This window comes from Bradyrhizobium quebecense (assembly GCF_013373795.3).
GTDB lineage: Bacteria > Pseudomonadota > Alphaproteobacteria > Rhizobiales > Xanthobacteraceae > Bradyrhizobium > Bradyrhizobium quebecense.
In genome coordinates this window covers 6,726,753-6,748,827 of record NZ_CP088022.1, presented here as the reverse complement: position 1 = coordinate 6,748,827, position 22,075 = coordinate 6,726,753, and the positions used below count along the sequence as shown (strand labels likewise).

The window sequence follows — 22,075 nt, the reverse complement described above, 5'->3', positions numbered from 1 at the left end:
CGTATAACGTTTGTCCGGGGACCATGCCCAAGCAGGACCCAACAGCCCGACGAAGACCCCCGTCGCGCTCGAATCAATCCAGAATAGTCCCAACCGGACTCGGCGAGTAAGAGTCCAGACCGTGAACGCAGAATCCGCTGTGAAAAAATGCGGCGGCTGATGTGGATTTTACGCGAATTGACTCCGTATTCGCGCGGAGAGCGCGCCCGAAGCGTGATCTCCCGGAGACGGCCGCACACTTCTCTGGTCGCGTTCTAGCGTCCGGTCGAGCCGAAGCCGCCGCTGCCGCGATCGGTCGACGACAGCACGTCGACCGGAACCAGCTCGGCCCGGGTGACCGGCGCGATCACCATTTGCGCGATGCGCTCGCCGCGCCGGATCGAAAACACCTCCTGGCCGTGATTGATCAGGAGCACATTGATCTCGCCGCGATAGTCGGCGTCGATCGTGCCGGGCGAGTTCAGCACCGTGACGCCGTATTTGGCGGCGAGGCCGGAACGCGGCCGCACCTGCGCCTCATAGCCCGGCGGCAGCGCGATCGTCAGCCCGGTCGGAACCATCTCGTAGCGGCCCGGCAGCAGCAGCAGCGGCGCCGACCGCGGCACCGCGGCCAGCAGGTCGAGCCCGGCGGCGTCGGCGGTCTGATAGATCGGCAGCAGAAGATCCGCGCCATGCGGCAATTGGTGGACTTCGACCTTGATGGTGGCGCTCACGATGCGGTTCCTACGGCTCTTGCGATGCGCGATACCAGCGCGCTCGCGACTTCTTCCTTGGTCATCACAGGCCAGGAGTCGACGGTGACATCCTTGCCCTCGCGCGAGAGCAGATGAATGGTGTTGCGGTCGCCGCCCATCACGCCGGTTGCCGGCGAGACGTCGTTGGCGACGATCCAGTCGCAGCCCTTGCGCGCGAACTTCGCCTTGGCGTTCTCGATCAGATGCTCGGTCTCGGCCGCAAACCCGATCACCAGCGGCGGCCGCTTCTCCTTCAGCTTGGAGATTGTCGCAAGGATGTCGGGGTTCTCGACGAGCTGCAGCGGCGGCATCCCGGCCGGGGTCTTTTTCAGTTTCTGGCTGCCTTCGATGGCGACGCGCCAGTCGGCGACCGCGGCGGCGAAGATCGCGACGTCGACCGGCAGCGCCGCCTCGACCCGGTGCAGCATGTCGCGCGCGGACTCTACCCGCATGACGGAGATGCCCTGGGGATCGCCGAGCTCGACCGGGCCGGTCACCAGCACGACCTCGGCGCCGGCGGCACGCGCGGCGGCGGCAATGGCAAAGCCCTGTTTGCCGGACGAGCGATTGGCGATGTAGCGAACTGGATCGATCGCCTCATGGGTCGGGCCGGCGGTGATCAGCACGCGCTTGCCGGCCAGCGGACGCGGCTGCGGCGGCCGCAGCATGCGGTCGGCGGCGGCGGCGATCTCGGTCGGCTCGGCCATTCGCCCGACGCCGGCTTCGCCGGCCTCCGCCATCTCGCCGGCATTCGGACCGACGGTATGGACGCCGTCGCGGCGCAGCTGCAGCACGTTGCGGCGGGTGGCCGGGTTGTTCCACATCAGCGGGTTCATCGCCGGTGCCAGCAGGATCGGCCGGTTGGCCGCCAGCAGCGTGGCGGTAGCCAGATCGTCGGCATGGCCCTGCGCCATCTTGGCCATCAGGTCGGCGGTCGCCGGTGCCACCACGATCAGATCGCAGTCCCGCGCCAGGCGGATATGACCGGCGTCGAACTCGCTCTCGGCGTCGAACAGGTCGGTGTAGACGCGCTCATGTGACAGCGCGCTGGCGGCCAGCGGGGTGACGAATTGCTGGGCCGCCTTGGTCAGCACGCAGCGGACCTGGATGTGCCGCTCCTTGAGCCGCCGGATCAAATCCAGCGCCTTGTAGGCCGCGATCCCGCCACCGATGATCAGGGTCACCTTGGGCTCGCCGGTCGCGCTGGTGACCCGTGGAGCAGGGTCTGCAGCCGTCGGGGAACCCGCGCGGGGCGTCTCTGCGGGCTCCGTACCGCCCTCTGCGAGCTCCCGGAGGATCACCCGGATCTCCTCCTCGACCGAGCGCCCGTTCCTGGCGGAGCGAAGCCGCAGATAGGCCTTCAGAGTGTCGTCGAGTTTGCGGATGGTCAGGCTGGCCATGGCGTGCCCCCAGCATCATGCTCAAATATGATAGCGATGCTATCACATAGTGCATGCATTGCAATCAGTGCGCGCGGATGGCGAAAAAGATTGCGATCAGGGCAGCGGCAATGACCCAGAGGCCGATGGTCTGCACCCGCGCCTTGCGGGCCTCCGCGCGGGCCATTTCGTCGATCGAATCGGACGACAGCATGTGGCCCTCCCGCGTCATGGTCTCCAGCTGCTCGAGCACAGTCACGGCGCGGTTGGCAATCGACGGCAGGTTGGCGACGATGCGGCCGAGTTCGCCCGCGCCCGATAGCGCGCCCTGGATGCGTCCGGCCGGGCCGAGATTGTGCGTGATCCATTCGCGCACCACGGGGTCTGCGATCTTCCAGATGTCGAGCTTGGGGTCGAAGCCGCGCGCGACGCCCTCGACCACCACCATGGTTTTCTGCAGCAGGATCAGTTCGGGCCGCGTCTGCATGTCGAACAGCCCGGTGACCTCGAGCAGAAGCGTCAAGAGCTTCGCCATCGAGATTTCCTCGGCGGTGCGGTTGTGGATCGGCTCGCCGATGGCGCGGATCGCCTGCGCGAAATTCTCCACCGAATGGTGGCCCGGCACGTAGCCGGCCTCGAAATGCACCTCGGCGACGCGGCGATAGTCGCGGGTGATGAAGCCGAGCAGGATCTCGGCAAGGAAGCGCCGCTCTTTCAGCCCAAGCCGCCCCATGATGCCGAAATCGACCGCGACCAGCCGGCCGGCCTCGTCGAGGAACAGGTTGCCCGGATGCATGTCGGCATGGAAGAAGCCGTCGCGCAGCGCATGCCGCAGGAAGCTCTGGATCACCTTGCGGCCGAGGTCCGGCAGGTCGACCTCGGCCTGCGCCAATCGGGCGTGATCGTTCAACGCGATGCCGTCGATCCATTCCATCGTCAGCACGCTGTGGGCGGTGCGATCCCAATCCACCGCCGGCACCCGGAAGTCCGGATCGTCGCGGGTGTTCTCGGCCATCTCGGACAGCGCGGCCGCCTCGAGCCGCAGGTCCATCTCCATCGCGACCGAGCGCGACATCGTGTTGATGACCTCGATCAGCCGCAGACGCCGCGCCTCGGCGGAATGCGCTTCCGCCTTGTGCGCGACAAAGAAGAAGTCGCCGAGGTCGCGGCGGAAGCGCGCGGCGACATTGGGCCGGAGCACCTTGACCGCAACCTGATGCCGGACACCGTCGCGCTCGACCTCGGCGCGATGCACCTGCGCGATCGAGGCTGCGGCAACCGCCGGACCCAGATTCACAAAGGCCTGCGACAGCGGCCGCTCCAGCGATTGCGTGAGGACAGCTTCGGCCTCTTCCTGCGCGAATGGCGGCAGCCGGTCCTGCAGGGCTTCGAGATCGCGCGCCATCGCCACGCCGACGACGTCGGGCCGGGTGGCGAGGAATTGCCCGAGCTTGAGATAGGCGGGCCCGAGCCGGGTCAGCGCGCGCGACAGCCGCGGACCGGATTTGGCGGAGCGGCGCTCGATCAGCCGCGCCAGCTTCAACGCAAGCTGCCCGGGCGGCGGCACCAGCGAGGGATCGACGACGCCGAACACGCCCTCGCGCGCAAACACGAAACCGGCGCGGGCAAGGCGCGCGATGTGGGTCAGTGCAGAGATCACAAACGCCAGCCCGAATGCAGCGCCACGATGCCGCCGGAGAGGCTCTGCCACTTCACGCGCGCAAAGCCGGCGGCGCCGATCATTTCGGCGAACGCGTTCGGCCGCGGGAATTTGCGGATCGACTCGACGAGATATTGATAGGACTCGGCGTCGCCGGTGACGGCGCGGCCGAGCGGCGGGATCACCTTGAAGGAGAACAGGTCGTAGATCCGGTCGAGGCCGGGCACATCGACGGTGGAGAATTCCAGGCACAGGAAGCGGCTGCCGGGCTTGAGCACCCGGTAGGCCTCGCGCAGCGCGAGGTCGATCTGCGGCACGTTGCGGATGCCGAACGCGATGGTGTAGGCGTCGAACGAACGATCGGCGAAGCCCAACGCCTCGGCATTGCCCTCGACAAACGACACGCGGTCATCGAGGTGCTGCCTCGTGGCGCGCTCGCGGCCGACGGCGAGCATGTCGGTATTGATGTCGCAGACCGTGGCATGGAAGCCGGTGCCCGCAGTCTTGGCCGCCCGGAACGCGATGTCGCCGGTACCGCCGGCGACGTCGAGCAGCGCGAACGGCCGGTCGCCCTTCGGCGGGTCGAGCGTGGTGATCATGACGTCCTTCCAGGCCCGGTGCAGGCCCACCGACATCAGATCGTTCATCAGGTCGTAGCGCGACGCCACGCTGTGAAACACCTCGTTCACCAGCGTCTGCTTCTCGCCCAGGGGCACGTCCCTGAAGCCGAAATGGGTGGTTTGATCCGGCCGATCCATCAACTCATACTCTCACCTTTTTGGTCGCGTTTTCTTCACGCGAACCGGTGCCCACTTCGCTCGAAAACGCTCCAGCCGGACCATAGCGCGGCGGCCGCAATGGCGCTATCACGTCACTTCCAAAAGGTGAATGCCTGCCATGCCGGAATTACCCGAAGTCGAGACCGTCCGCCGCGGCCTGCAACCGGCCATGGAGGGGTCGAAAATCCTCAAGGCCGAGGCCCGCCGCAAGGATTTGCGGTTTCCGTTTCAAAAGGACTTTATCGCCCGGCTCGAGGGCCAGACCATCACCGGGCTCGGCCGCCGTGCCAAATATCTGATGGCGGACCTGAACTCCGGCGACGTGCTGCTGATGCATCTGGGCATGTCGGGCTCGTTCCGCGTGCTGAAGCAGGAGGGCGCGGCGGCGCCGGGGCAATTCCACCATCCGCGCAGCGAGGATCGCGCGCACGATCATGTCGTGTTCCACATGTCGTCGGGGGCTGCGGTCGTCTTCAACGATCCGCGACGCTTCGGCTACATGAAGATCATTGCCCGCAACGCGATCGAGGATGAACCGCTGCTGAAGGGGCTCGGACCCGAGCCGCTCGGCAACGAATTCGACGCGGCGATGCTGGCGCGCTCCTGCCACAACAAGAAGACCAGCCTGAAGGCCGCGCTGCTCGATCAGCGCGTGGTGGCGGGACTTGGCAACATCTATGTCTGCGAGGCGCTGTTTCGGTCGCATCTGTCGCCGCGGCGGTTGGCCGCGACGCTCGCAACCAAGAAGGCCGAGCCCACCGACCACGCCAAACGGCTGGTCGACGCAATCCATTCGGTGCTCAACCAGGCGATCAAGGCCGGCGGCTCCTCGATCAGCGACCATCGATTGACCAACGGCGATCTCGGCTATTTCCAGCATTCGTTCCAGGTCTACGATCGTGAAGGCGAGACATGCCGCACCTCGAGCTGTGAAGGCATCGTCAGGCGCTTCACCCAGAACGGCCGTTCGACGTTCTGGTGCCCGAAGTGCCAGAAGTAACATGGTCGAGACGCCACGCATCGAGACGCGACGCCTGATCCTGCGGCCGCTGGCGCTGTCGGATGCCGCTGCGATCCAGCGTCACTTCAACAATTGGAACGTGATCAAGACTCTCGCCACGGTGGTGCCGTGGCCCTATCCCGAGGACGGTGCGGAAAGCTTCATCAAGCGGGAGCTCGACAAGATCGCGGCCGGCGAGGAGAGCTATCAATGGGTGCTGGTGTTGCGCACCGGCGATGGCGAGGCGATCGGCAACGTCAATTTCCGGCCGCGCGCCGACGGCCGCAAGGGCAATCGCGGGTTCTGGCTGGCCGAGCCTTACTGGAATCGTGGCCTGATGACCGAGGCGATCGCCGCGGTGAATGATTTCGCCTTCCTGACGCTCGGCCTCGATCACTTCCATGTCTGCAACGCGCAGTCCAACGTCGCCTCGCGCCGGGTCAAGCAGAAGACCGGAGCCGAGTTCGTCGGCTTCGTCGAGCTTCCGCACCACAATGGCGAATCCCGAGCGGAGAAGTGGAAGGTCACGCGCGAAACCTGGCTGCGCGATCGCCCAACGACGTGACCTCATCGCGAATGCCGCCGTGAGGGAATTCGGTACGGCTTGACCGCGCGTGCGCGGCTGGCGAACATGGGCGCCATCGCTCCTTCAAAAACGAGAACACAATGGCGATCAACGGCAACTGGCGCGATCGCGCCGCGACAATCTTTCAGTGCGAGAAGCAACCGGCCACCAGCAGCCGCGGCATGGTGGTGAGCAATCATCCGCTGGCGTCGAGCGCGGGCGCCGAGATGTTAGCTGCCGGCGGCAATGCGATCGATGCAGCGATCGCGACCCTGTTCACGCTGACTGTGGTCGAGCCGATGATGGTCGGCATCATCGGCGGCGGCATGGCGCATATCCGGCTCGCCGACGGCAGCCATCGCTTCATCGACGGCCAGAGCACAGTGCCGAAGGCGGTGCGGCCGGACACCTACACCTCGAAACCCGGTTCGGCGCATGACGTGTTCGACACCGTCGGCAACGAGAATCTGAACGGGCCGAAGGCGGTCGCGGTGCCGGGCTCCTTGAAGGCCTGGTGCGAAACGCTGCGCCGTTTCGGCACCATGAGCCTGGCCGACGTGATGCAGCCCGCGATCAACCATGCCGCACGCGGCTACGCGGCAACGCCCTATCTGCACGAATGCATCACCGATGGTGCCGAGGAGATGCTGAAGGACAAGCCGATCTCGGCGATCTATCTGCCCGACGGCACGCCGCTGAAGCCGGGCGAGCGCGTCGTGCAGGCCGAATATGCCGAGACGCTGAAATACATCGCCGACCATGGCGACAACGCGCTTTACCAGGGGCCGCTCGGCGACATCCTTGTCGACTACATGAAAAAGAACGGCGGCTTCATCGCGCAGGAGGATCTCGCGGCTTACAAAACCGTCGAGCGGCAGCCGATCCGTTGCGACTACCGCGGCTGGGAAATCCTCGGGCCCCCGCCGCCCGCGGCGTCAGGCGTGCACATCACAGAGATGCTCAACATCCTCGAAGGCTACGACATCGCGCGCCTCGGCTTCGGCACGACTGATGCGATCCACTATCTCGCCGAGGTGCTGAAGATCGCCTTTGCCGACCGCGCGGCCGCGAGCGGCGATCCCGCCTACATCAACGTTCCGGTGGAGCGGCTGACCTCGAAGGCCTACGCCGAGGAGCGGCGCCGCGCCATCGATCCCGACCACGCGCAGGCCTGGAGCGCCGGCGTCAGCCAGCTCGAAAGCGCGCACACCACGCACATGACCGCTGCGGATGCGATGGGCAACGTGGTCGCGACCACGCAGACCATCAACAATCTGTTCGGCGCCAAGATCCTGATCCCGGGCCTCGGCACCGTGCCGAACAATTACATGAACCTGCTCGATCCGCGGCCGGGGCACGCGCTGTCGCTCGCCGCGGGCAAGCGCGTCACCACCTCGATGTCGCCGATGATGGCGCTGCGCGACGGCAGACTGGTCTACGCGCTCGGCCTGCCCGGCGGAAAGCGCATCTTCCCGAGCGCGATGCAGGCGCTGATCAACCTGATCGACCACGGCATGGACCTGCAGGAGGCGGTCGAGGCGCCGCGGGTGTGGACCGAGGGCAATGCGCTGGAGGTCGAGCAGGCGATACCGGAGAGCATCCGCGCCGCGCTGTCGGCGAAAGGCCACAAGGTGCAGGTCGTGCCGACGGTCGCCGGCGGCATGAACGCGATCCAGTTCCACGCTGACGGCACCATGTCGGGCGCGGCCTGCTGGCGCGCCGACGGCACCCCGGTCGGCATCGCCGGCGGTCTGGCCCGCGCCGGGGTGCGGTTTGCGTTGAGGTGAGCGCAACTACGCCTTTTGGCAGGTTGAACCGAGCACCATCCCCATCGTCGTCCTGGCGAAAGCCAGGACCCATTACCCCAAATCTCATTGTTGTGCGACGCCGGCGCCGCGATCTGGCTTCATCGCTGAATGCGGTGGTTATGGGTCCTGGCTTTCGCCAGGACGACGCGTGGGAAGAGCCGTGGCTGAATCACGGTGATGACGGCCTGAATTATTTCCGCACGCAGATCACGCGGACCACGGCGGCCTTGGCGTCCGCCGATTCGCCCGACGCGTTGACGCCGTGCGCCTTCAGGAAGTTGCGCACCGTGTCGGCCGGCACCAGCGCGGCTTGCGCCGGCGGTGCCGCATTGGCCGGGCCTGCAACGATGACAGGCTTCAGCATCGCGATGCCGGCAAACTTGCCGCCGCCGTCGAGTGCTGCCGCGCCGGAGAACCCGATCGCCGGCGGCGGCGACAGCGCCTGATCGCCGCCGCCGAGTTGCGCCACCGACGCCTTGACGCTGCTCGCAGCTGCACCGCCGCCCTGGTTCTGCGGATCGGCGATGCCGGTGATGTCGAGCGCGGTCTGCGTCGCCTGGCCTGCGATGTTGAGCGGCTTCAGCCCGCGCGCGCCATAGATGCGCAGCAAGGCGAGATCGTGCTCCTTGTCCACCGCGACCCGATCGGCACTGCCGTAGCCCGGGATCGTCAGCGCGATGCAGTCGTCGGTCGCCACGCGGTCGGTGACGACAGCGCCATCGTCGCTGACCACGACGCCGGTGGCATATTCGACGGTCTTGCGCGGCGGCGGGCCGGCCTGCACGCCGGACGGAAATGCGTTGAAGGCGCTCGACATCGCGATCAACACCGGCTCGACGGTGGTCTGCATCGCCTGGTCATAGAGAATAGTCAGGATGCGCACCTCGTCACCCTTCAAGGTGCCGCGCAGATAGAACTTCTTCAGCCCCTGCATGCCCGACAGCACGAAGAAATCCGGCTTCACCACGGTGTAGTCGATGGTGCGGCCGGCCGGCTCCTTCTTTTCCTGCTCGGCGAGCTTTGCGGTGGTCGGGCTCGCCTCCTTGCGCCGGGTCAGCAGCACCTGGACGGTGCCGGTTGGCGAGGTCCATTTGGCGCCGGAGGCGTCGCTGGTGAGCTGCGGCACCAGTTTGGTGGGAATGCCGAGCCGCGCCCCGGTGGCAGGCTCGGTGACGACCCTCCAGCCGACGCTCTCCTGCTTCCGCCGCGCGGTGTCGGCGAGCACGCCGCGCTCCTGCGGGTTCAGCACGCCGGTCGGCTTGCCGCCGCGGTTCTTCTGGAATTCCTTGATCGCATTGACCATGCGCTCGCTGACGTCGCCGGTGATTGCGCCATTATATTCGCCGACCCAGGCGAGATCCGATTGCAGCGCCAGCCGCTCGGCCTGCGCCATCGCGCTCGCGGTATCTTCCGGCTTCTGCAGAGCGGGGCGGACCGGCACCGTCGTCACGGTCTTCGGCTTGGCCCCGGCCGTCGTCGGCGGCGTCAACTGGGCGTGCGCGGCGCCCATACCTGCGACCATCATGGCCGCGACCATCGATGTTGCCGAAAGCACCAATCTCATGACAAATCCGGGGGAAATGACTGATACCATTGACGTCCACGCAATTAAGCACATCTGCTTGGTCGGCAACAACCGCGCTCCGGTTCAGGGAACAGCGCGCAGGACATCAAGATGCTGAGTGCCGACGAACTTGAACGCTATGCCCGCCACATCGTGCTGCGCGAGGTGGGCGGCCCCGGCCAGAATGCACTGAAAAAGGCGTCGGTGCTGGTGATCGGCGCGGGCGGTCTTGGCGCGCCGGTGCTGATGTATCTGGCCGCCGCCGGCGTCGGCCGGCTCGGCGTGATCGATGACGACATCGTCTCGCTCTCCAACCTGCAGCGCCAGATCATCCATACGACGTCTGATATCGGCAAGCGCAAGGTCGACAGCGCGGCAACGCAGATTCACGCACTCAACCCGCATGTGACGTTCGAGGCGCATCCAACGCGGCTCACCGCCGACAATGCGATGGCGCTGATCGGAAATTACGATCTCGTGCTCGACGGCTCCGATAATTTCGAGACCCGCTATCTTGTCGCCGACGCCTGCTTCCTCGCGAAAAGGCCGCTGATCACCGCGGCGCTGGGGCAGTTCGACGGTTCGCTGACCACGATCCGCGCGCATGAGAAGAACGCGGACGGCGTGTTCAACCCGACCTATCGCTGCCTGTTCCCGGAGGCGCCGCCGCCGGGGACGGTGCCGGCCTGCGCCGAGGCCGGCGTGATGGGCGCGCTCGCGGGCGTGCTGGGATCGATGATGGCGCTGGAAGCGATCCGCGAGATCGTCGGCTTCGGCGAGGGCCTGGTCGGCCGCCTCCTGATGGTGGATGCGCGCGCGATGCGGTTCGAAACCTTGCGCTACGCGCGCGATCCGCAGAACCCGCTCAACGGTGATACACCCGGCATCACCGATCTGAGCGGGCATCGGTAGTTCGTCACAGCATGATCCGGAAAAGTGTAAGAGCGGTTCCGGAAAGATCATCTTCAAGAAGAAGCTATGGCAGGATGACGTGAGGTTGAATCAGTTTGGCCTCGGGTTCGGCTCACCTCTCCCCAGCGGGGAGAGGTCGATTTGCGGAGCAAATCGGGTGAGGGGCCGCAGCTCCAACGCGAGACCGTAACCCCTCACCCGGCGCTGCGCGCCGACCTCTCCCAAGGGAGAGGTGACCTTCGACGCTGCTCCAATTCAACTTGATCTCATCCTGCTCTGGGGCGCGGGAAGATGCTGACCTCCTCGCGCCTCGGCGTTCAGGTCGCGGGCTTCTCGCTGTCCATGTGCCGGAGGTGCTCCTCCGGATAGCGTCCGCCGGCGGCTGCGCCGGGCGGAAATGCTTCGGCGAGCGCGGCGAGATGCGCTGCGGTCAGCTTCACATCGAGCGCGCCGAGGGCCTCGGTCAGCCGCTCGCGCCGCCGCGCGCCGACCAGCGGCACGATGTCCTTGCCTTGCGCCGCGACCCAGGCAATCGCGACCTGCGCCGGAGAGGCGCCGATCTCGCCGGCGATGATGCGTAGCCGATCGGCGAGCGCGAGGTTGGTGTCGATATTGCCGGCCTGGAAGCGCGGGCTCAGCAGGCGAAAGTCTTTTGCACCTGCGCGATCCTTCGACCAGTGCCCGCTGATCAGCCCGCGTGCCAGCACGCCATAGGCTGATATGCCGATGCCGAGCTCGCGGCAGGTCTTCAGGATGTCGGTCTCGATGCCGCGCGAGATGAGCGAATACTCGATCTGCAAATCGGCGATCGGATGCACCTTGTGGGCGCGGCGGATGGTGTCGGAACCGACCTCCGACAGGCCGATATGCCTGATCCAGCCGGCCTTGATCATGTCGGCCATCGCGCCGACCGTGTCCTCGATCGGCACGTTGGGATCGAGCCGCGCCGGGCGATAGATATCGATGTGATCGACGCCGAGCCGCTGCAGCGAATAGGCGACGAAATTCTTCACGGCAACGGGACGGCTGTCATAACCGAGGAAGCCATAGTTGCGATCGCGCAGCGCGCCGAACTTGACGCTGATCTGCAGATTGTCGCGGCTGCGGCTCTTCAGGGCCTCGCCGATCAGCATCTCGTTGTGGCCCATGCCGTAGAAGTCGCCGGTGTCGAGCAGCGTGATGCCGGCATCGAGCGCGGCATGGATGGTGGCGATGCTCTCGCTGCGGTCGGTGGGACCGTAGAAGTCGGACATGCCCATGCAGCCGAGGCCGATCAGCGAAACCGTCGGGCCGGTGGAGCCGAGTTTGCGTGTGTCCATGGTGGTGTTCCCAAAACGTTGCAGCGGATGATCCGCCGCCAAATGACGCGGCTGATATGGGCCGGTTCGGTCTTCGGGATAAGCTGGACAATCCCGAATGGGTTGTTCACTATATCGAACAATGCAGGATTTCGACCTTCGCGACCTCGATGCCTTCGTGGCGGTGGCGCGCACCCGCAACTTCCGGCGTGCGGCTCTCGAACAGCGCGTCTCGGTCTCAAGCCTCAGCCAGCGCCTGCGCGACATGGAGGAGCGGCTCGGCGTCCGCCTGATGAACCGCACCACCCGCAGCGTTGCGCTGACCGAAGCCGGCGAACTGCTGCTCGCCCGCGTCGCACCGGCAATGGTCAACGTCGCCGACGCGATCACCGAGGTGCGCGGCCTGCGCGCCGAGCCGTCGGGGCGCCTGCGCATCAACGCGCCGCCGCCCGCGGTCGATCTCGTGCTGGCGCCGATGGTCGCACCGTTCCTCGCCAGATATCCGCAGGTCGATCTCGATATCGTCGCCGAAAGTGCGTTCGTGGATATCGTCGCGCAAGGCTTCGACGCCGGCGTGCGCTATGGCGAGCATCTGGCGCAGGACATGGTGGCGGTCCCGCTCGGCGCGCCGCAGCGTTACGCGGTGGTGGCGTCGAGCGATCATGTCGCGAAGCACGGCCGGCCGATGCACCCGAAGGACCTGCTGAAGCACGCCTGCATCCGCACCCGCTTCGGCAGCGGTGCGATCTTCGATTGGGAGTTCGAGAAGAACGGTCGCGTGGTGAAGGTTTCGCCACCGGCCAGGCTGATCGCGACCTATCTCGGCCTCGCGTTGCGTGCGGTCCATGACGGCGTCGGCTATTGGGCGACGTTCGAGGGTTATGTGCGTTATGGCGTCAAATCCGGCGCGCTGGTCAGCGTGCTCGACGACTGGTGTCCGCCGTTTGACGGGCCGTTCCTGTATTACCCAAGCCGCCGCCAGCCGCCACCGGCGCTCGCCGCGTTCGTGTCGTTCGTCGCCGACTGGCGCAAGCAGGCGCGGCGGAAGACGAAATAGGGCGGGCCGTCACCACATCGTCGTCCCGGCGAAAGCCGGGAGATGGAGTCACGTTTGAAGTGCAACGATTGATTTGAGTTTGGAGAATGCCTCGGCGGGGGTCTTGAAGTCGAGGCATTTGCGTGGGGTATCGTTGAGGCGCTGAGCGAGGCGCCTGAGGACGGCTGCCGTGATGAACCTGAGGTCAGTTTTGCGTGGCAGAGAGCGTCGTAAGCGCCCGATGGAGTTTTCCACGCCGCCTTTTTGCCAGGGACTATGGGGATCGCAGAAGAAGGTTTGGACGCCGAGGGCGTTGTGAAGCCTGTGATGCTCGGCGAACTCGGTTCCGTTGTCGAAGCTGATGGTTTTACGGATCGCCTGTGGAAGCTTGCCGAGTTGACGGGCGATGGTCCGAGCGGTGAGGACAGCTTTCCGATCGCGTGGGTGCAGCACGATGCTGAAGCGAGTTTGGCGCTCGTGGAGAACCAGCAATCCTTGGCCATATCGCGCGAACAGCATGAAGTCGGCTTCCCAATGACCCGGCGTCCCGCGACCTTCGACCTCGGAGGGTCGTTCATCGATCGAGCGCCGTTGTTTAATGAAGCTGGCAGGGCTGCCGCCTGGGCGTCGCCGGCGCCCTCGTCTGAGTTTATGGCGCGGCAGCAGGCGGTGCCAGTAATCCTTCTGGGCGGTACGATGATAGATGAAACGATAGATTGACTCGTGGCTGATCATGACGCGACCATGTTCTCGCGCCAGTCGACCAGCGATCTGCTCCGGCGAATGTCCCATCGCAAGGCTTTTGCCGACGCAGTCCCGCAGGGCCGGCTGGCGCGCCAGCTTGAAGCGGCCATCCTGCCGTCGCCGACGTTCGGCCAATTGTTGAGCCCGGACCGGTTCGTAACCGCCCTTCCAGACCTTGGTAGGCCGCGAGTTGCGCTTCAGCTCCCGACTTATCGTCGACGTCGCGCGGTCAAGCGCAGACGCAATATCGTTTTGAGATTTACCGCCTACATGCAGGCGGTAAATCTCAACGCGCTCTTCAAGGCTGAGCTGGCCATAACATTGTCCCATCGCCACAACACCCTAGCAGGTGTTGCACTTGTGTCGTGAACCCAAGGGACCCATACTCCGCAGCGGAAGTTGGGAGCGGGACTCGTCGTTCCAGCACGGTGGAGCAATGACTATCGGTGGTTGATGGTGTGGACGGCCCCCTACGGCATCAGTGTGCCAGAATGAGGTTGTTGTAAATCTCAGACAAGGAGACCGTCCGTGAGAGAGATTATCCGTATTGGGATGGATACGTCGAAGCATATTTTTGTGCTGCATGGAGTTGACGCGGCGGAACAGCCGGTGTTGCGCAAGAAGCTGTCGCGCAAGCAGGTGCTTGAGTTTTTTGCCAAGCTTCCGCCGACCGTGATCGGGATGGAGGCCTGCGGGGCGGCTCATTACTGGGGGCGCGAGCTTGGCAAGCTTGGCCATGAGGTGAAGCTGATAGCGCCGCAGTTGGTGAAGCCTTATGTGCTGCGGAACAAGAACGACGGGCGAGATGCGGATGGGGTGTGCGAAGCGATGGGCCGACCGCGGATGCGGTTTGTGCCGGTGAAGAGCGCCGAACAGCAGGCCGCGCTGATGCTTGCAGGTGTCCGCGATGGGCTGATCGGCCGCCGTACCCAGCTCAGCAATGCGATCCGCGGCTACGCGGCGGAGTTTGGCCTGATCGCGCCGAAGGGGTTGGACAAGATCGAGCCGCTGTTGGCCCGGATCACGCAGGACGAGAGCGTTCCCGCTATGGCGCGCGAGCTGTTCGCCATGCAGGGCCGTGACTATGCGCAGTTGCAGGGTGAGCTGAAGGCGGTCGAGGCCAGGCTGCTGGCCTGGCACCAGGCCAACGCCACAAGCCGTCGTCTGGCCCAGATCCCCTCGGTCGGTCCGATCATCGCGACCTCGCTTGTGATGAAGACGCCGGACCCGCACGCCTTCCGCTCCGGCCGCTTGTTCGCGGCCTGGCTCGGCCTGACGCCCAAGGACCATTCCACCGCCGGCAAAACCAGGCTCGGCAAGATCACCCGCGCTGGCGACGAGACCCTGCGTCGCCTGCTCGTGGCCGGGGCGACCGCGGTGATCCGGCAGGCAAGGCTCGGGCGCGGCCACCCCTCGCGCTGGCTCGTGGCGTTGCTCAGGCGCAAGCCGCCGAAGCTTGCGGCCGTGGCGCTCGCCAACAAGGTGGCCCGCATCGCCTGGAAGCTGATGGCGACCGGCGAGAGCTATGATGCCGCACGCATGAACGCTGTCACCTAACAAGTCGGCCGGCCGGACGTAGCGCTCGCCGGACGAACCGGAGCTGCAAGAGCAGATGGAATGATCGATCGATCCAGAACGCGAGACAAGCCGCGGGACCCATTGGCCTTCACAAGGTCGCCAGGTTGTTTGGCACTCGCGTCGCGGAAACCATCTTGGCCCAGCGATCAACACGATCGCATCAAACAGGCCGGACATATGGATGACAGCGATCCGACCAATCCCAGAAAGCTCTTGTGCCACGGGGGCCGTCCACATATGGGTCCCGGCCTGCGCCGGGACGACAGCGAGTGTTGGTTTCAAGTTGCGTGGTCGAGCTCCGGCCGCACCGGCTACTTTGCATGGGGTTGTTTTCGATATTTTGGCGGTGTCGTAGCCCGGATGAAGCGAAGCGTAATCCGGGGCGGTCTTGACGCGGCGATGCTGTCCCGGATTTCGCGGAGCCTGTCATCGGGCGCGCGTTCGCGCGACCCGTTGGCTCCATCCGGGCTACGGAATTCCTACAGCATGCTCGGCAGCACGCGATCCGGCGGCTTGTGGGCGTCGAGGAAGGTTCGGATGTTGATGATCACCTTCTCGCCCATTTCGACGCGGCCTTCGATGGTGGCCGAGCCCATATGCGGCAGCAGCGTCACCTTGCCGGCCCTGGCAAGCCGCACCAGTTTCGGGTTCACCGCGGGCTCGTGCTCGTAGACGTCGAGACCCGCGCCGCCGACATCGCCGGCTTCGATCAGCTTGATCAGCGTGTCCTCGTCGATCACCTCGCCGCGCGCGGTGTTGACGATATAGGCTTCTTTCCGGATCAGCTTGAGCCGCCGCGCCGAGAGCAGGTGATAGGTGGCCGGCGTGTGCGGGCAGTTCACCGAGATGATGTCCATCCGCGCCAACATCTGGTCGAGGCTTTCCCAATAGGTCGCCCCCAATTCATCGGCGATCATGGGCGCCACCGGACGGCGGTTGTGATAGTGGATCTGCAGGCCGAAGGCGCGGGCACGGCGCGCCACGGCCTGGCCGATGCGGCCCATGCCGATGATGCCGAGCCGCTTGCCCCCGATGCGGTGGCCCAGCATCCAGGTCGGCGACCAGCCGGCCCAGTGTTGCTTGCCTTCGGTCAGGATCGCGGCGCCTTCGATCATGCGGCGCGGCACGGCAAGGATCAGCGCCATCGTCATGTCGGCGGTGTCCTCGGTCAGCACCTTCGGCGTATTGGTCACCGTGATGCCGCGGGCATGCGCGGCGGTGACGTCGATATTGTCGACGCCGTTGCCGAAATTGGCGATCATCTTCAGCTTGCAGTCGGGCTGATTGATCACGTCCTCGCGGATCATGTCGGTCACGGTCGGCACCAGCACGTCCGCGGTCCTCGCCGCTTCGGCGATCTGCTCCGGCGTCATCGGCGCGTCGTCGAGATTCAGTCTGGCATCGAACAGCTCGCGCATCCGGGTCTCGATCGAGTCCGGCAGCTTGCGGGTGACGACGACGAGAGGCTTTTTCTTCACCGACATGTCCTGCTTTCATGAGGCGCGCGGCCCGTCAAAAACCGAGCCGTTGAGGCCTCATTAACCCGGTTGTTCGACACTGCTGATAGCCGCGCTGTCCCGGCGTTTCCTTCGCGTTTCCTAGGGTTCCCCGATACTTGCCCCGGCTGTCGCCAAGGGGAGGCAACGGGAAATTCGGGTGTTCTGGCTCTCAGGCGCTCCGTCCTCTCTAGCAGAAGGCCGGGCCAAGACAAGAACCCCTCGGATCCGTGCGGTCAGGGAACGAATAGCGCCGGCGCAGGGGCCCTCGGGCACGGGTTTGAATTTGGGTTTGGGTTGCAGCTCGCCGAATGCGGGTTGGGCATCTCGGCAGGAGACGAGTTGATGGTCTGGCGTTTCGGTTCATTGGTGGCTCTGGTCGGGAGCATGCTGAGCGCGTCGGTCATCCCCGGACATTCCGCCAAGGATTTGAGCCCCACCACCAGCGGCCTGCCGATTCCGCGCTATGTCAGCCTGAAATCCGATCATGTGAACGTCCGGGCCGGCCCGACCAAGGACAATGACGTCGCCTGGGTCTACACGCGGTCGGGGCTGCCGGTCGAAATCACCGCCGAGTTCGAGAATTGGCGCCGGGTGCGCGATTCCGAAGGCGCCGAAGGCTGGGTCTATCACTCGCTGCTGTCCGGTCGCCGCACCGCGGTCGTCACGATGAAGAACAAGGACGACCTGGCCTCGCTGTACGATCGTCCCGACGCCACCAGCGCCATCGCCGCGCGCCTGCAGGCCGGCGTCGTCGCACAGGTCAAGAAATGCGCCAACAACTGGTGCCGGGTCACCGGCAACGGCTTCGACGGCTGGATCGAGCAGCAGCGCCTGTGGGGCGTCTACGCCGACGAGAAGGTGGACTGAGTTTCTTCGTCGCAAACGACAATGGCCGGGACGAGCCCGGCCATCACAAGTCAAATCGCCGTCAAGGCCGGATCAGCGCTTCTTGCGCAGCCGCACGACCATGTCGACGCGGGAAATCTCGTAGCCATCAGGCACGTTGGGCATCCTCGACAGCACGAGGTTCGGGTCGGGAATGTCGACCAGCTCGTGATTGTGCTCAAGATAGAAGTGGTGATGCGTCGACACGTTGGTGTCGAAATAGGTCTTGGTGCCGTCGACGCTGACCTGGCGCAGCAGGCCGGCATCGGTCAGCTGGTTGAGCGTGTTGTAGACGGTCGCCAGCGACACCGGAACCTTGGCCAGCGTGGCTTCCTCGTACAGCATTTCAGCGGTCAGGTGGCGGGCGCCCTTGCCGAACAGCAGCCAACCCAGCGCCATGCGCTGACGGGTCGGCCGGAGACCGGCAGACTGCAGCATCTCGTTGACGTCATGCCACGGACAGCCGGTCAGGGCAGGGTGGTGCCCAGCGCCCCGGGCAGCCGGGTGCACGGCATCATCGTTCACAGCCGGTACTTCGTCGTTCATATCCACTCTATGCACCCAACTCATGCAATATTCCTCATAAATATAAAAAGGATGCCCATCAGATGCAAGTTTTTCGCAACTAGAACAAATCCAAGCTGCGGTAGAAACCTAAGGAGAAACGGTAATTTATCATCGGAATGCCGCTTTGCCGCCCGATTGGCCCTATGTTAGAGAGCGCGCGGACCACATATGCGCTTTCGGCAGAGATAACAGGTCGGCAGCGTACCCAGGTAGCGCCGAGATGCGGGACGGGTTATTCCGGTTCCCGTGGGTAGATTAAGGTCCGACCAAGCAAAGCGCTTCATCGGGACATCAGAGGTGGAATGAGGATGCTGGATCGGCGCGGCGGTTACGAATACGAGGATTTGCTGGCTTGCGGGCGGGGCGAGCTCTTTGGTCCCGGCAACGCCCAGTTGCCGCTGCCACCGATGCTGATGTTCGATCGGATCAGTGAGATCTCGCAAACCGGCGGCGAGTACGGCAAGGGGCTGGTGCGCGCCGAACTCGAAGTGAAGCCGGATCTCTGGTTCTTCGGCTGCCATTTCAAGAACGATCCGGTGATGCCGGGCTGTCTCGGCCTCGATGCCATGTGGCAAATGGTCGGCTTTTACCTCGGCTGGATCGGTGGCGAAGGTCGTGGCCGCGCGCTCGGCCTCGGCGAGCTGAAGTTCTCCGGACAGGTGCTGCCGCACGCGCGCAAGGTTGTGTACAACATCGATATCAAGCGCGTGATGCGGTCAAAGCTCGTGCTTGGAATTGCCGACGGGTGGCTTTCCATGGACGACGAGATTATTTATCGCGCCAAGGATTTGAAGGTCGGATTGTTCAAGCAGGGCACGGCGCCATCTTGAGCAGGATCATCATGCGGCAACATAAAGGCAGGGCGAGGCGAACATGAGGCGGGTTGTCATCACGGGGATGGGGATTGTCTCGTCCATCGGTAACAACACCCAGGAAGTGCTTGCGAGCCTCTACGAGGCAAGGTCGGGCATTTCGCGTGCGGAGAAGGCTGCCGAGCTCGGCTTCCGTTCGCAGGTGCACGGTGCGCCGACACTCAATCCCGCCGAGGTGATCGATCGCCGCGCGATGCGGTTCCTCGCCGAAGGTGCCGCGTGGAATCACGTCGCCATGGAGCAGGCGATCCGCGACTCCGGCCTCGAGGAGAACGAGGTCTCCAACATCCGCACCGGCATCATCATGGGATCCGGCGGACCGTCGACGCGCACGCTGGTGGAGGCCGCCGATATCGCGCGCGCCAAGGGCCCGAAGCGCGTTGGTCCGTTCGCTGTGCCGAAGGGAATGTCCTCGACCGCGTCGGCGACGCTCGCGACCTGGTTCAAGATCAAGGGTGTGAACTACTCGATCTCCTCGGCCTGCGCGACGTCGAACCATTGCATCGGCAATGCCTACGAGACGATCCAGATCGGCAAGCAGGACATCATTTTCGCCGGCGGCTGCGAGGAACTCGACTGGACGCTGTCGGTGCTGTTCGACGCCATGGGCGCCATGTCGTCGAAGTACAACGACACGCCGGCGACCGCCTCGCGTCCCTACGACATCAGCCGCGACGGTTTCGTGATCGCCGGCGGCGCGGGTGTCGTGGTGCTCGAAGAGCTCGAGCACGCCAAGGCACGCGGCGCGCGGATCTACGGTGAGGTCGTCGGCTACGGCGCAACCTCCGACGGATACGACATGGTGGCGCCGTCGGGCGAGGGCGCCGAGCGGTGCATGCGCATGGCGATGTCGACGGTGGACACGCCGGTCGACTACATCAATCCGCACGCCACCTCGACGCCGGCCGGCGATCCGCCGGAGATCGAAGCGATCCGCAAGGTGTTCGGTACCGGCGACAAGTGCCCGCCGATCTCGGCGACCAAGGCGCTGACCGGCCACTCGCTCGGCGCCACCGGCGTCCAGGAAGCGATCTACTCGCTGCTGATGCTGAACAACGGCTTCATCTGCGAAAGCGCGCATATCACCGAGCTCGATCCGGTGTTCGCCGACATGCCGATCGTGCGCAAGCGCATCGACAACGCCAAGCTCAATACCGTGTTGTCGAACTCGTTCGGCTTCGGCGGCACCAACGCCACGCTGGTATTCAGGCGGCTTGATGCCTGATTTCGCCTCTCCTCGCTTGCTGAGGGAGGTCCGCAGGCAGCGAATGGGATATTGCAACGATCCGGAATGGGGTGGGAATGATTATTGAACCGCGCGTGCGAGGCTTCATCTGCACGACGGCACATCCCGTCGGCTGCGCCACGAATGTCCGCGAACAGATCGCCTACGTTCTCAAGCAGGGTCCGGTCGCTGACTGTCCGAAGCGGGTCGCCGTGCTGGGCTGCTCGACGGGCTACGGCCTCGCGAGCCGCATCGTGGCGACCTTCGCCGGCGGCGCTGATACGATCGGCGTATCGCTGGAGCGCGAACCGTCGGAAAAGAGGAGCGCCAGCGCCGGCTGGTACAACAACCGCGCCTTCGAGATCGAGGCCGAGAAGATCGGACGCTCGCCGCTCACGCTGGAGGGCGATGCCTTCTCCGACGAGATGAAGAAAGACTTCATCGAGCGTGTGCGCGAAAAATTCGGACAGCTCGACTTGCTGGTCTACAGCATGGCGGCGCCGGTCCGGACCGACCCCGACACCGGCAAGACCTATCGCTCGGTCATCAAGCCGCTGGGCGCGCCGGTCGAGATCAAGACGCTCGACACCGAGACCGGCGAGGTGTTCCAGACCACCCTCGAGCCTGCGAACGAGGATCAAACCGCGGCCACGGTTGCGGTGATGGGCGGCGATGACTGGAAGCGCTGGATCGACCAGCTCGCTGATGTCGGCGTGCTGGCGCCGGGCTTCCGGACGCTCAACTACACCTATATCGGCAGCGAGCTGACCTGGCCGATCTACTGGAACGGCACGCTCGGCCGCGCCAAGGTCGATCTCGACAGCAAGGCGGAAGCGATCCGGGTCCGGCTCGGTCCGGACGCCGCCCGCGTCGTCGCGCTGAAGGCCGTGGTTACCCAGGCGAGCTCGGCGATTCCGGTGGTGCCGCTCTATGGCACGGTGCTGTTCAAGGTGATGAAGCAGCTCGGGCTCCATGAGGGCTGCATCGAGCAGATCGACCGCCTGTTCCGCACCCGCCTTGGCAAGGGCGTCGAGCTCGACGATGCGCAGCGCATTCGGGTCGACGATTGGGAGCTTTCGCCCGAAGTGCAGACGGAAGTGTCGCGGCGCTGGCCGCTGCTCACCACCGAGACGCTCGGCGAGTTGGCGGATCTCGGCGAATACAAGAGCCAGTTCCTCCGCCTGTTCGGCTTCGGCATCGACGGCGTCGACTACACGAAGGACGTCGATCCGCGTGTCGTCCCGGGCTAGGGCCGGAACCACCGCTCCGTAGCCCGGATGCAGCGAAGCGCAATCCGGGACAGAGGTTGACGTGGAGATAGTTTCCCGGATTTCGCTTCGCTGCATCCGGGCTACGTCGCTGCGTTACCCCGCCGCGATCTTCTCTGCGCGCTGGAACGCGGGCCGCGCCACGCAGCGGTCGATATAGGCCTCAAATGACGGCCGCGGCGGCACCATCTTGAACACGTGCACCGCAAAGTTCAGTCCCGCGCCGATCGCGATGTCGGCGGCGGAGAACTGATCGCCGAGGATCCATGGCCCCTTCTGCAACTCGGCATCGAGCACGTCGAACACCTGCGCCGCGCTGCCCCATGCCGCGGTGCTGGTCGGCACCTCGAGCTTGGTGAAGAGCTGGATCAGCGCCGGCTCGATGCAGCTCGGCGAGAAGAACAGCCATTGCAGATAGCGTGCGCGCTTCGGATCGTTGGTGGCCGGCGCGAGCTTCGTCTCCGGATAGCGGTCAGCGACATAGGCGCAGATCGCGGCGGCCTCGGCGAACTGGGCGTCGCCGTCGGTCAACGCCGGCACCTTGCCCATCGGGTTGATCTTGAGGAACTCCGGCGACTTCTGCGCGCCGGTGCTGATATCGGTCAGCACCCGTTCGTAAGCCAGGCCGGATTCTTCCAACAGCCAGATGGCGGAGAATGAGCGCGAGCGCGGCGACCAGTACAGCTTGATCATGGTGCGGTC

Annotated in this window: 20 protein-coding genes; 10 read left to right on the top strand and 10 right to left on the bottom strand. The window is 65.0% G+C overall.

What is annotated here, in order from left to right; all coding sequences use genetic code 11:
- Positions 1-254 precede the first annotated feature (254 nt).
- The 4 genes from dut to ubiE all read right to left on the bottom strand — a co-directional run bounded on the left by dut (position 255) and on the right by ubiE (position 4,531).
- A complete protein-coding gene (dut, locus tag HU230_RS32440; protein WP_173639734.1) occupies positions 255-713 on the bottom strand; it encodes a dUTP diphosphatase in 459 nt (152 codons plus the stop codon).
- A complete protein-coding gene (gene coaBC / locus HU230_RS32435; RefSeq protein ID WP_176534656.1) occupies positions 710-2,134 on the bottom strand; it encodes a bifunctional phosphopantothenoylcysteine decarboxylase/phosphopantothenate--cysteine ligase CoaBC in 1,425 nt (474 codons plus the stop codon). Before coaBC ends, dut begins: the two co-directional genes overlap by 4 nt.
- Before the next feature lie 64 nt (positions 2,135-2,198).
- Positions 2,199-3,773 carry a 2-polyprenylphenol 6-hydroxylase gene (gene ubiB, locus HU230_RS32430; protein ID WP_176534657.1) on the bottom strand — a complete coding sequence of 525 codons (1,575 nt, stop codon included), beginning with the start codon at positions 3,771-3,773 and terminating at the stop codon, positions 2,199-2,201.
- On the bottom strand, positions 3,770-4,531 hold the full coding sequence (gene ubiE, locus HU230_RS32425) for a bifunctional demethylmenaquinone methyltransferase/2-methoxy-6-polyprenyl-1,4-benzoquinol methylase UbiE (protein ID WP_176534658.1): 762 nt from the start codon (positions 4,529-4,531) through the stop codon (positions 3,770-3,772). The genes ubiB and ubiE overlap by 4 nt, the downstream gene beginning before the upstream one ends.
- Positions 4,532-4,670: 139 nt before the next feature.
- Here ubiE and mutM point away from each other — a divergent pair, with 139 nt between their 5' ends.
- The 3 genes from mutM (at position 4,671) to ggt (ending at position 7,904) form a co-directional block, all read left to right on the top strand.
- On the top strand, positions 4,671-5,552 hold the full coding sequence (gene mutM / locus HU230_RS32420; protein WP_176534659.1) for a bifunctional DNA-formamidopyrimidine glycosylase/DNA-(apurinic or apyrimidinic site) lyase: 882 nt from the start codon (positions 4,671-4,673) through the stop codon (positions 5,550-5,552).
- A gap of 1 nt (position 5,553) precedes the next feature.
- The gene (locus tag HU230_RS32415; protein WP_176534660.1) at positions 5,554-6,117 is read left to right on the top strand and encodes a GNAT family N-acetyltransferase; all 564 of its coding nucleotides are present in this window, start codon (positions 5,554-5,556) and stop codon (positions 6,115-6,117) included.
- A 107-nt stretch (positions 6,118-6,224) separates the two neighbouring features.
- Entirely contained in the window at positions 6,225-7,904 is a 1,680-nt protein-coding gene (gene ggt / locus HU230_RS32410; protein WP_176535322.1) for a gamma-glutamyltransferase, read from the top strand.
- 211 nt (positions 7,905-8,115) lie between these two features.
- Here the strand turns inward: ggt and HU230_RS32405 are convergent, their stop codons facing one another.
- Complete coding sequence (locus tag HU230_RS32405; protein ID WP_176534661.1) at positions 8,116-9,489, bottom strand: serine protease; 1,374 nt, start codon at positions 9,487-9,489, stop codon at positions 8,116-8,118.
- Positions 9,490-9,600: 111 nt separating this feature from the next.
- Here HU230_RS32405 and HU230_RS32400 point away from each other — a divergent pair, with 111 nt between their 5' ends.
- Positions 9,601-10,401: a HesA/MoeB/ThiF family protein gene (locus tag HU230_RS32400; RefSeq protein ID WP_176534662.1), complete on the top strand. Its 801-nt coding sequence runs from the start codon at positions 9,601-9,603 to the stop codon at positions 10,399-10,401.
- 317 nt (positions 10,402-10,718) lie between these two features.
- Here HU230_RS32400 and HU230_RS32395 read toward each other — a convergent pair whose 3' ends face one another.
- Positions 10,719-11,720, bottom strand: coding sequence for an aldo/keto reductase (locus HU230_RS32395; RefSeq protein ID WP_176534663.1), 1,002 nt, complete (start codon positions 11,718-11,720; stop codon positions 10,719-10,721).
- A 121-nt stretch (positions 11,721-11,841) separates the two neighbouring features.
- Between HU230_RS32395 and HU230_RS32390 the strand changes: the two genes are divergently transcribed.
- The gene (locus HU230_RS32390; protein WP_176534664.1) at positions 11,842-12,756 is read left to right on the top strand and encodes a LysR family transcriptional regulator; all 915 of its coding nucleotides are present in this window, start codon (positions 11,842-11,844) and stop codon (positions 12,754-12,756) included.
- Positions 12,757-12,804: 48 nt separating this feature from the next.
- Here the strand turns inward: HU230_RS32390 and HU230_RS32385 are convergent, their stop codons facing one another.
- The gene (locus tag HU230_RS32385) at positions 12,805-13,809 is read right to left on the bottom strand and encodes an IS30 family transposase (RefSeq protein ID WP_176529999.1); all 1,005 of its coding nucleotides are present in this window, start codon (positions 13,807-13,809) and stop codon (positions 12,805-12,807) included.
- Positions 13,810-14,007: 198 nt separating this feature from the next.
- On the opposite strand from HU230_RS32385, the gene HU230_RS32380 reads away from it, so the two are divergent.
- Positions 14,008-15,036, top strand: coding sequence for an IS110 family RNA-guided transposase (locus tag HU230_RS32380; protein WP_176528479.1), 1,029 nt, complete (start codon positions 14,008-14,010; stop codon positions 15,034-15,036).
- Positions 15,037-15,536: 500 nt separating this feature from the next.
- Here the strand turns inward: HU230_RS32380 and HU230_RS32375 are convergent, their stop codons facing one another.
- Positions 15,537-16,541, bottom strand: coding sequence for a 2-hydroxyacid dehydrogenase (locus tag HU230_RS32375; protein ID WP_176534665.1), 1,005 nt, complete (start codon positions 16,539-16,541; stop codon positions 15,537-15,539).
- Between the two features lie 357 nt (positions 16,542-16,898).
- On the opposite strand from HU230_RS32375, the gene HU230_RS32370 reads away from it, so the two are divergent.
- Complete coding sequence (locus HU230_RS32370) at positions 16,899-17,423, top strand: SH3 domain-containing protein (RefSeq protein ID WP_420831860.1); 525 nt, start codon at positions 16,899-16,901, stop codon at positions 17,421-17,423.
- A gap of 72 nt (positions 17,424-17,495) precedes the next feature.
- Here HU230_RS32370 and irrA read toward each other — a convergent pair whose 3' ends face one another.
- Complete coding sequence (irrA, locus tag HU230_RS32365; protein ID WP_176534666.1) at positions 17,496-17,987, bottom strand: iron response transcriptional regulator IrrA; 492 nt, start codon at positions 17,985-17,987, stop codon at positions 17,496-17,498.
- A 329-nt stretch (positions 17,988-18,316) separates the two neighbouring features.
- Between irrA and fabA the strand changes: the two genes are divergently transcribed.
- The 3 genes from fabA (at position 18,317) to fabV (ending at position 21,355) form a co-directional block, all read left to right on the top strand.
- Positions 18,317-18,838, top strand: coding sequence for a 3-hydroxyacyl-[acyl-carrier-protein] dehydratase FabA (fabA, locus tag HU230_RS32360; protein ID WP_028343922.1), 522 nt, complete (start codon positions 18,317-18,319; stop codon positions 18,836-18,838).
- A gap of 43 nt (positions 18,839-18,881) precedes the next feature.
- Positions 18,882-20,105, top strand: a complete 1,224-nt coding sequence (fabB, locus tag HU230_RS32355) for a beta-ketoacyl-ACP synthase I (RefSeq protein WP_176534667.1) — start codon at positions 18,882-18,884, stop codon at positions 20,103-20,105.
- Positions 20,106-20,182: 77 nt separating this feature from the next.
- A complete protein-coding gene (gene fabV, locus HU230_RS32350) occupies positions 20,183-21,355 on the top strand; it encodes an enoyl-ACP reductase FabV (protein WP_176534668.1) in 1,173 nt (390 codons plus the stop codon).
- A 114-nt stretch (positions 21,356-21,469) separates the two neighbouring features.
- Here fabV and HU230_RS32345 read toward each other — a convergent pair whose 3' ends face one another.
- Positions 21,470-22,066 carry a glutathione S-transferase family protein gene (locus tag HU230_RS32345; RefSeq protein WP_176534669.1) on the bottom strand — a complete coding sequence of 199 codons (597 nt, stop codon included), beginning with the start codon at positions 22,064-22,066 and terminating at the stop codon, positions 21,470-21,472.
- Between the last annotated feature and the right edge of the window lie 9 nt (positions 22,067-22,075).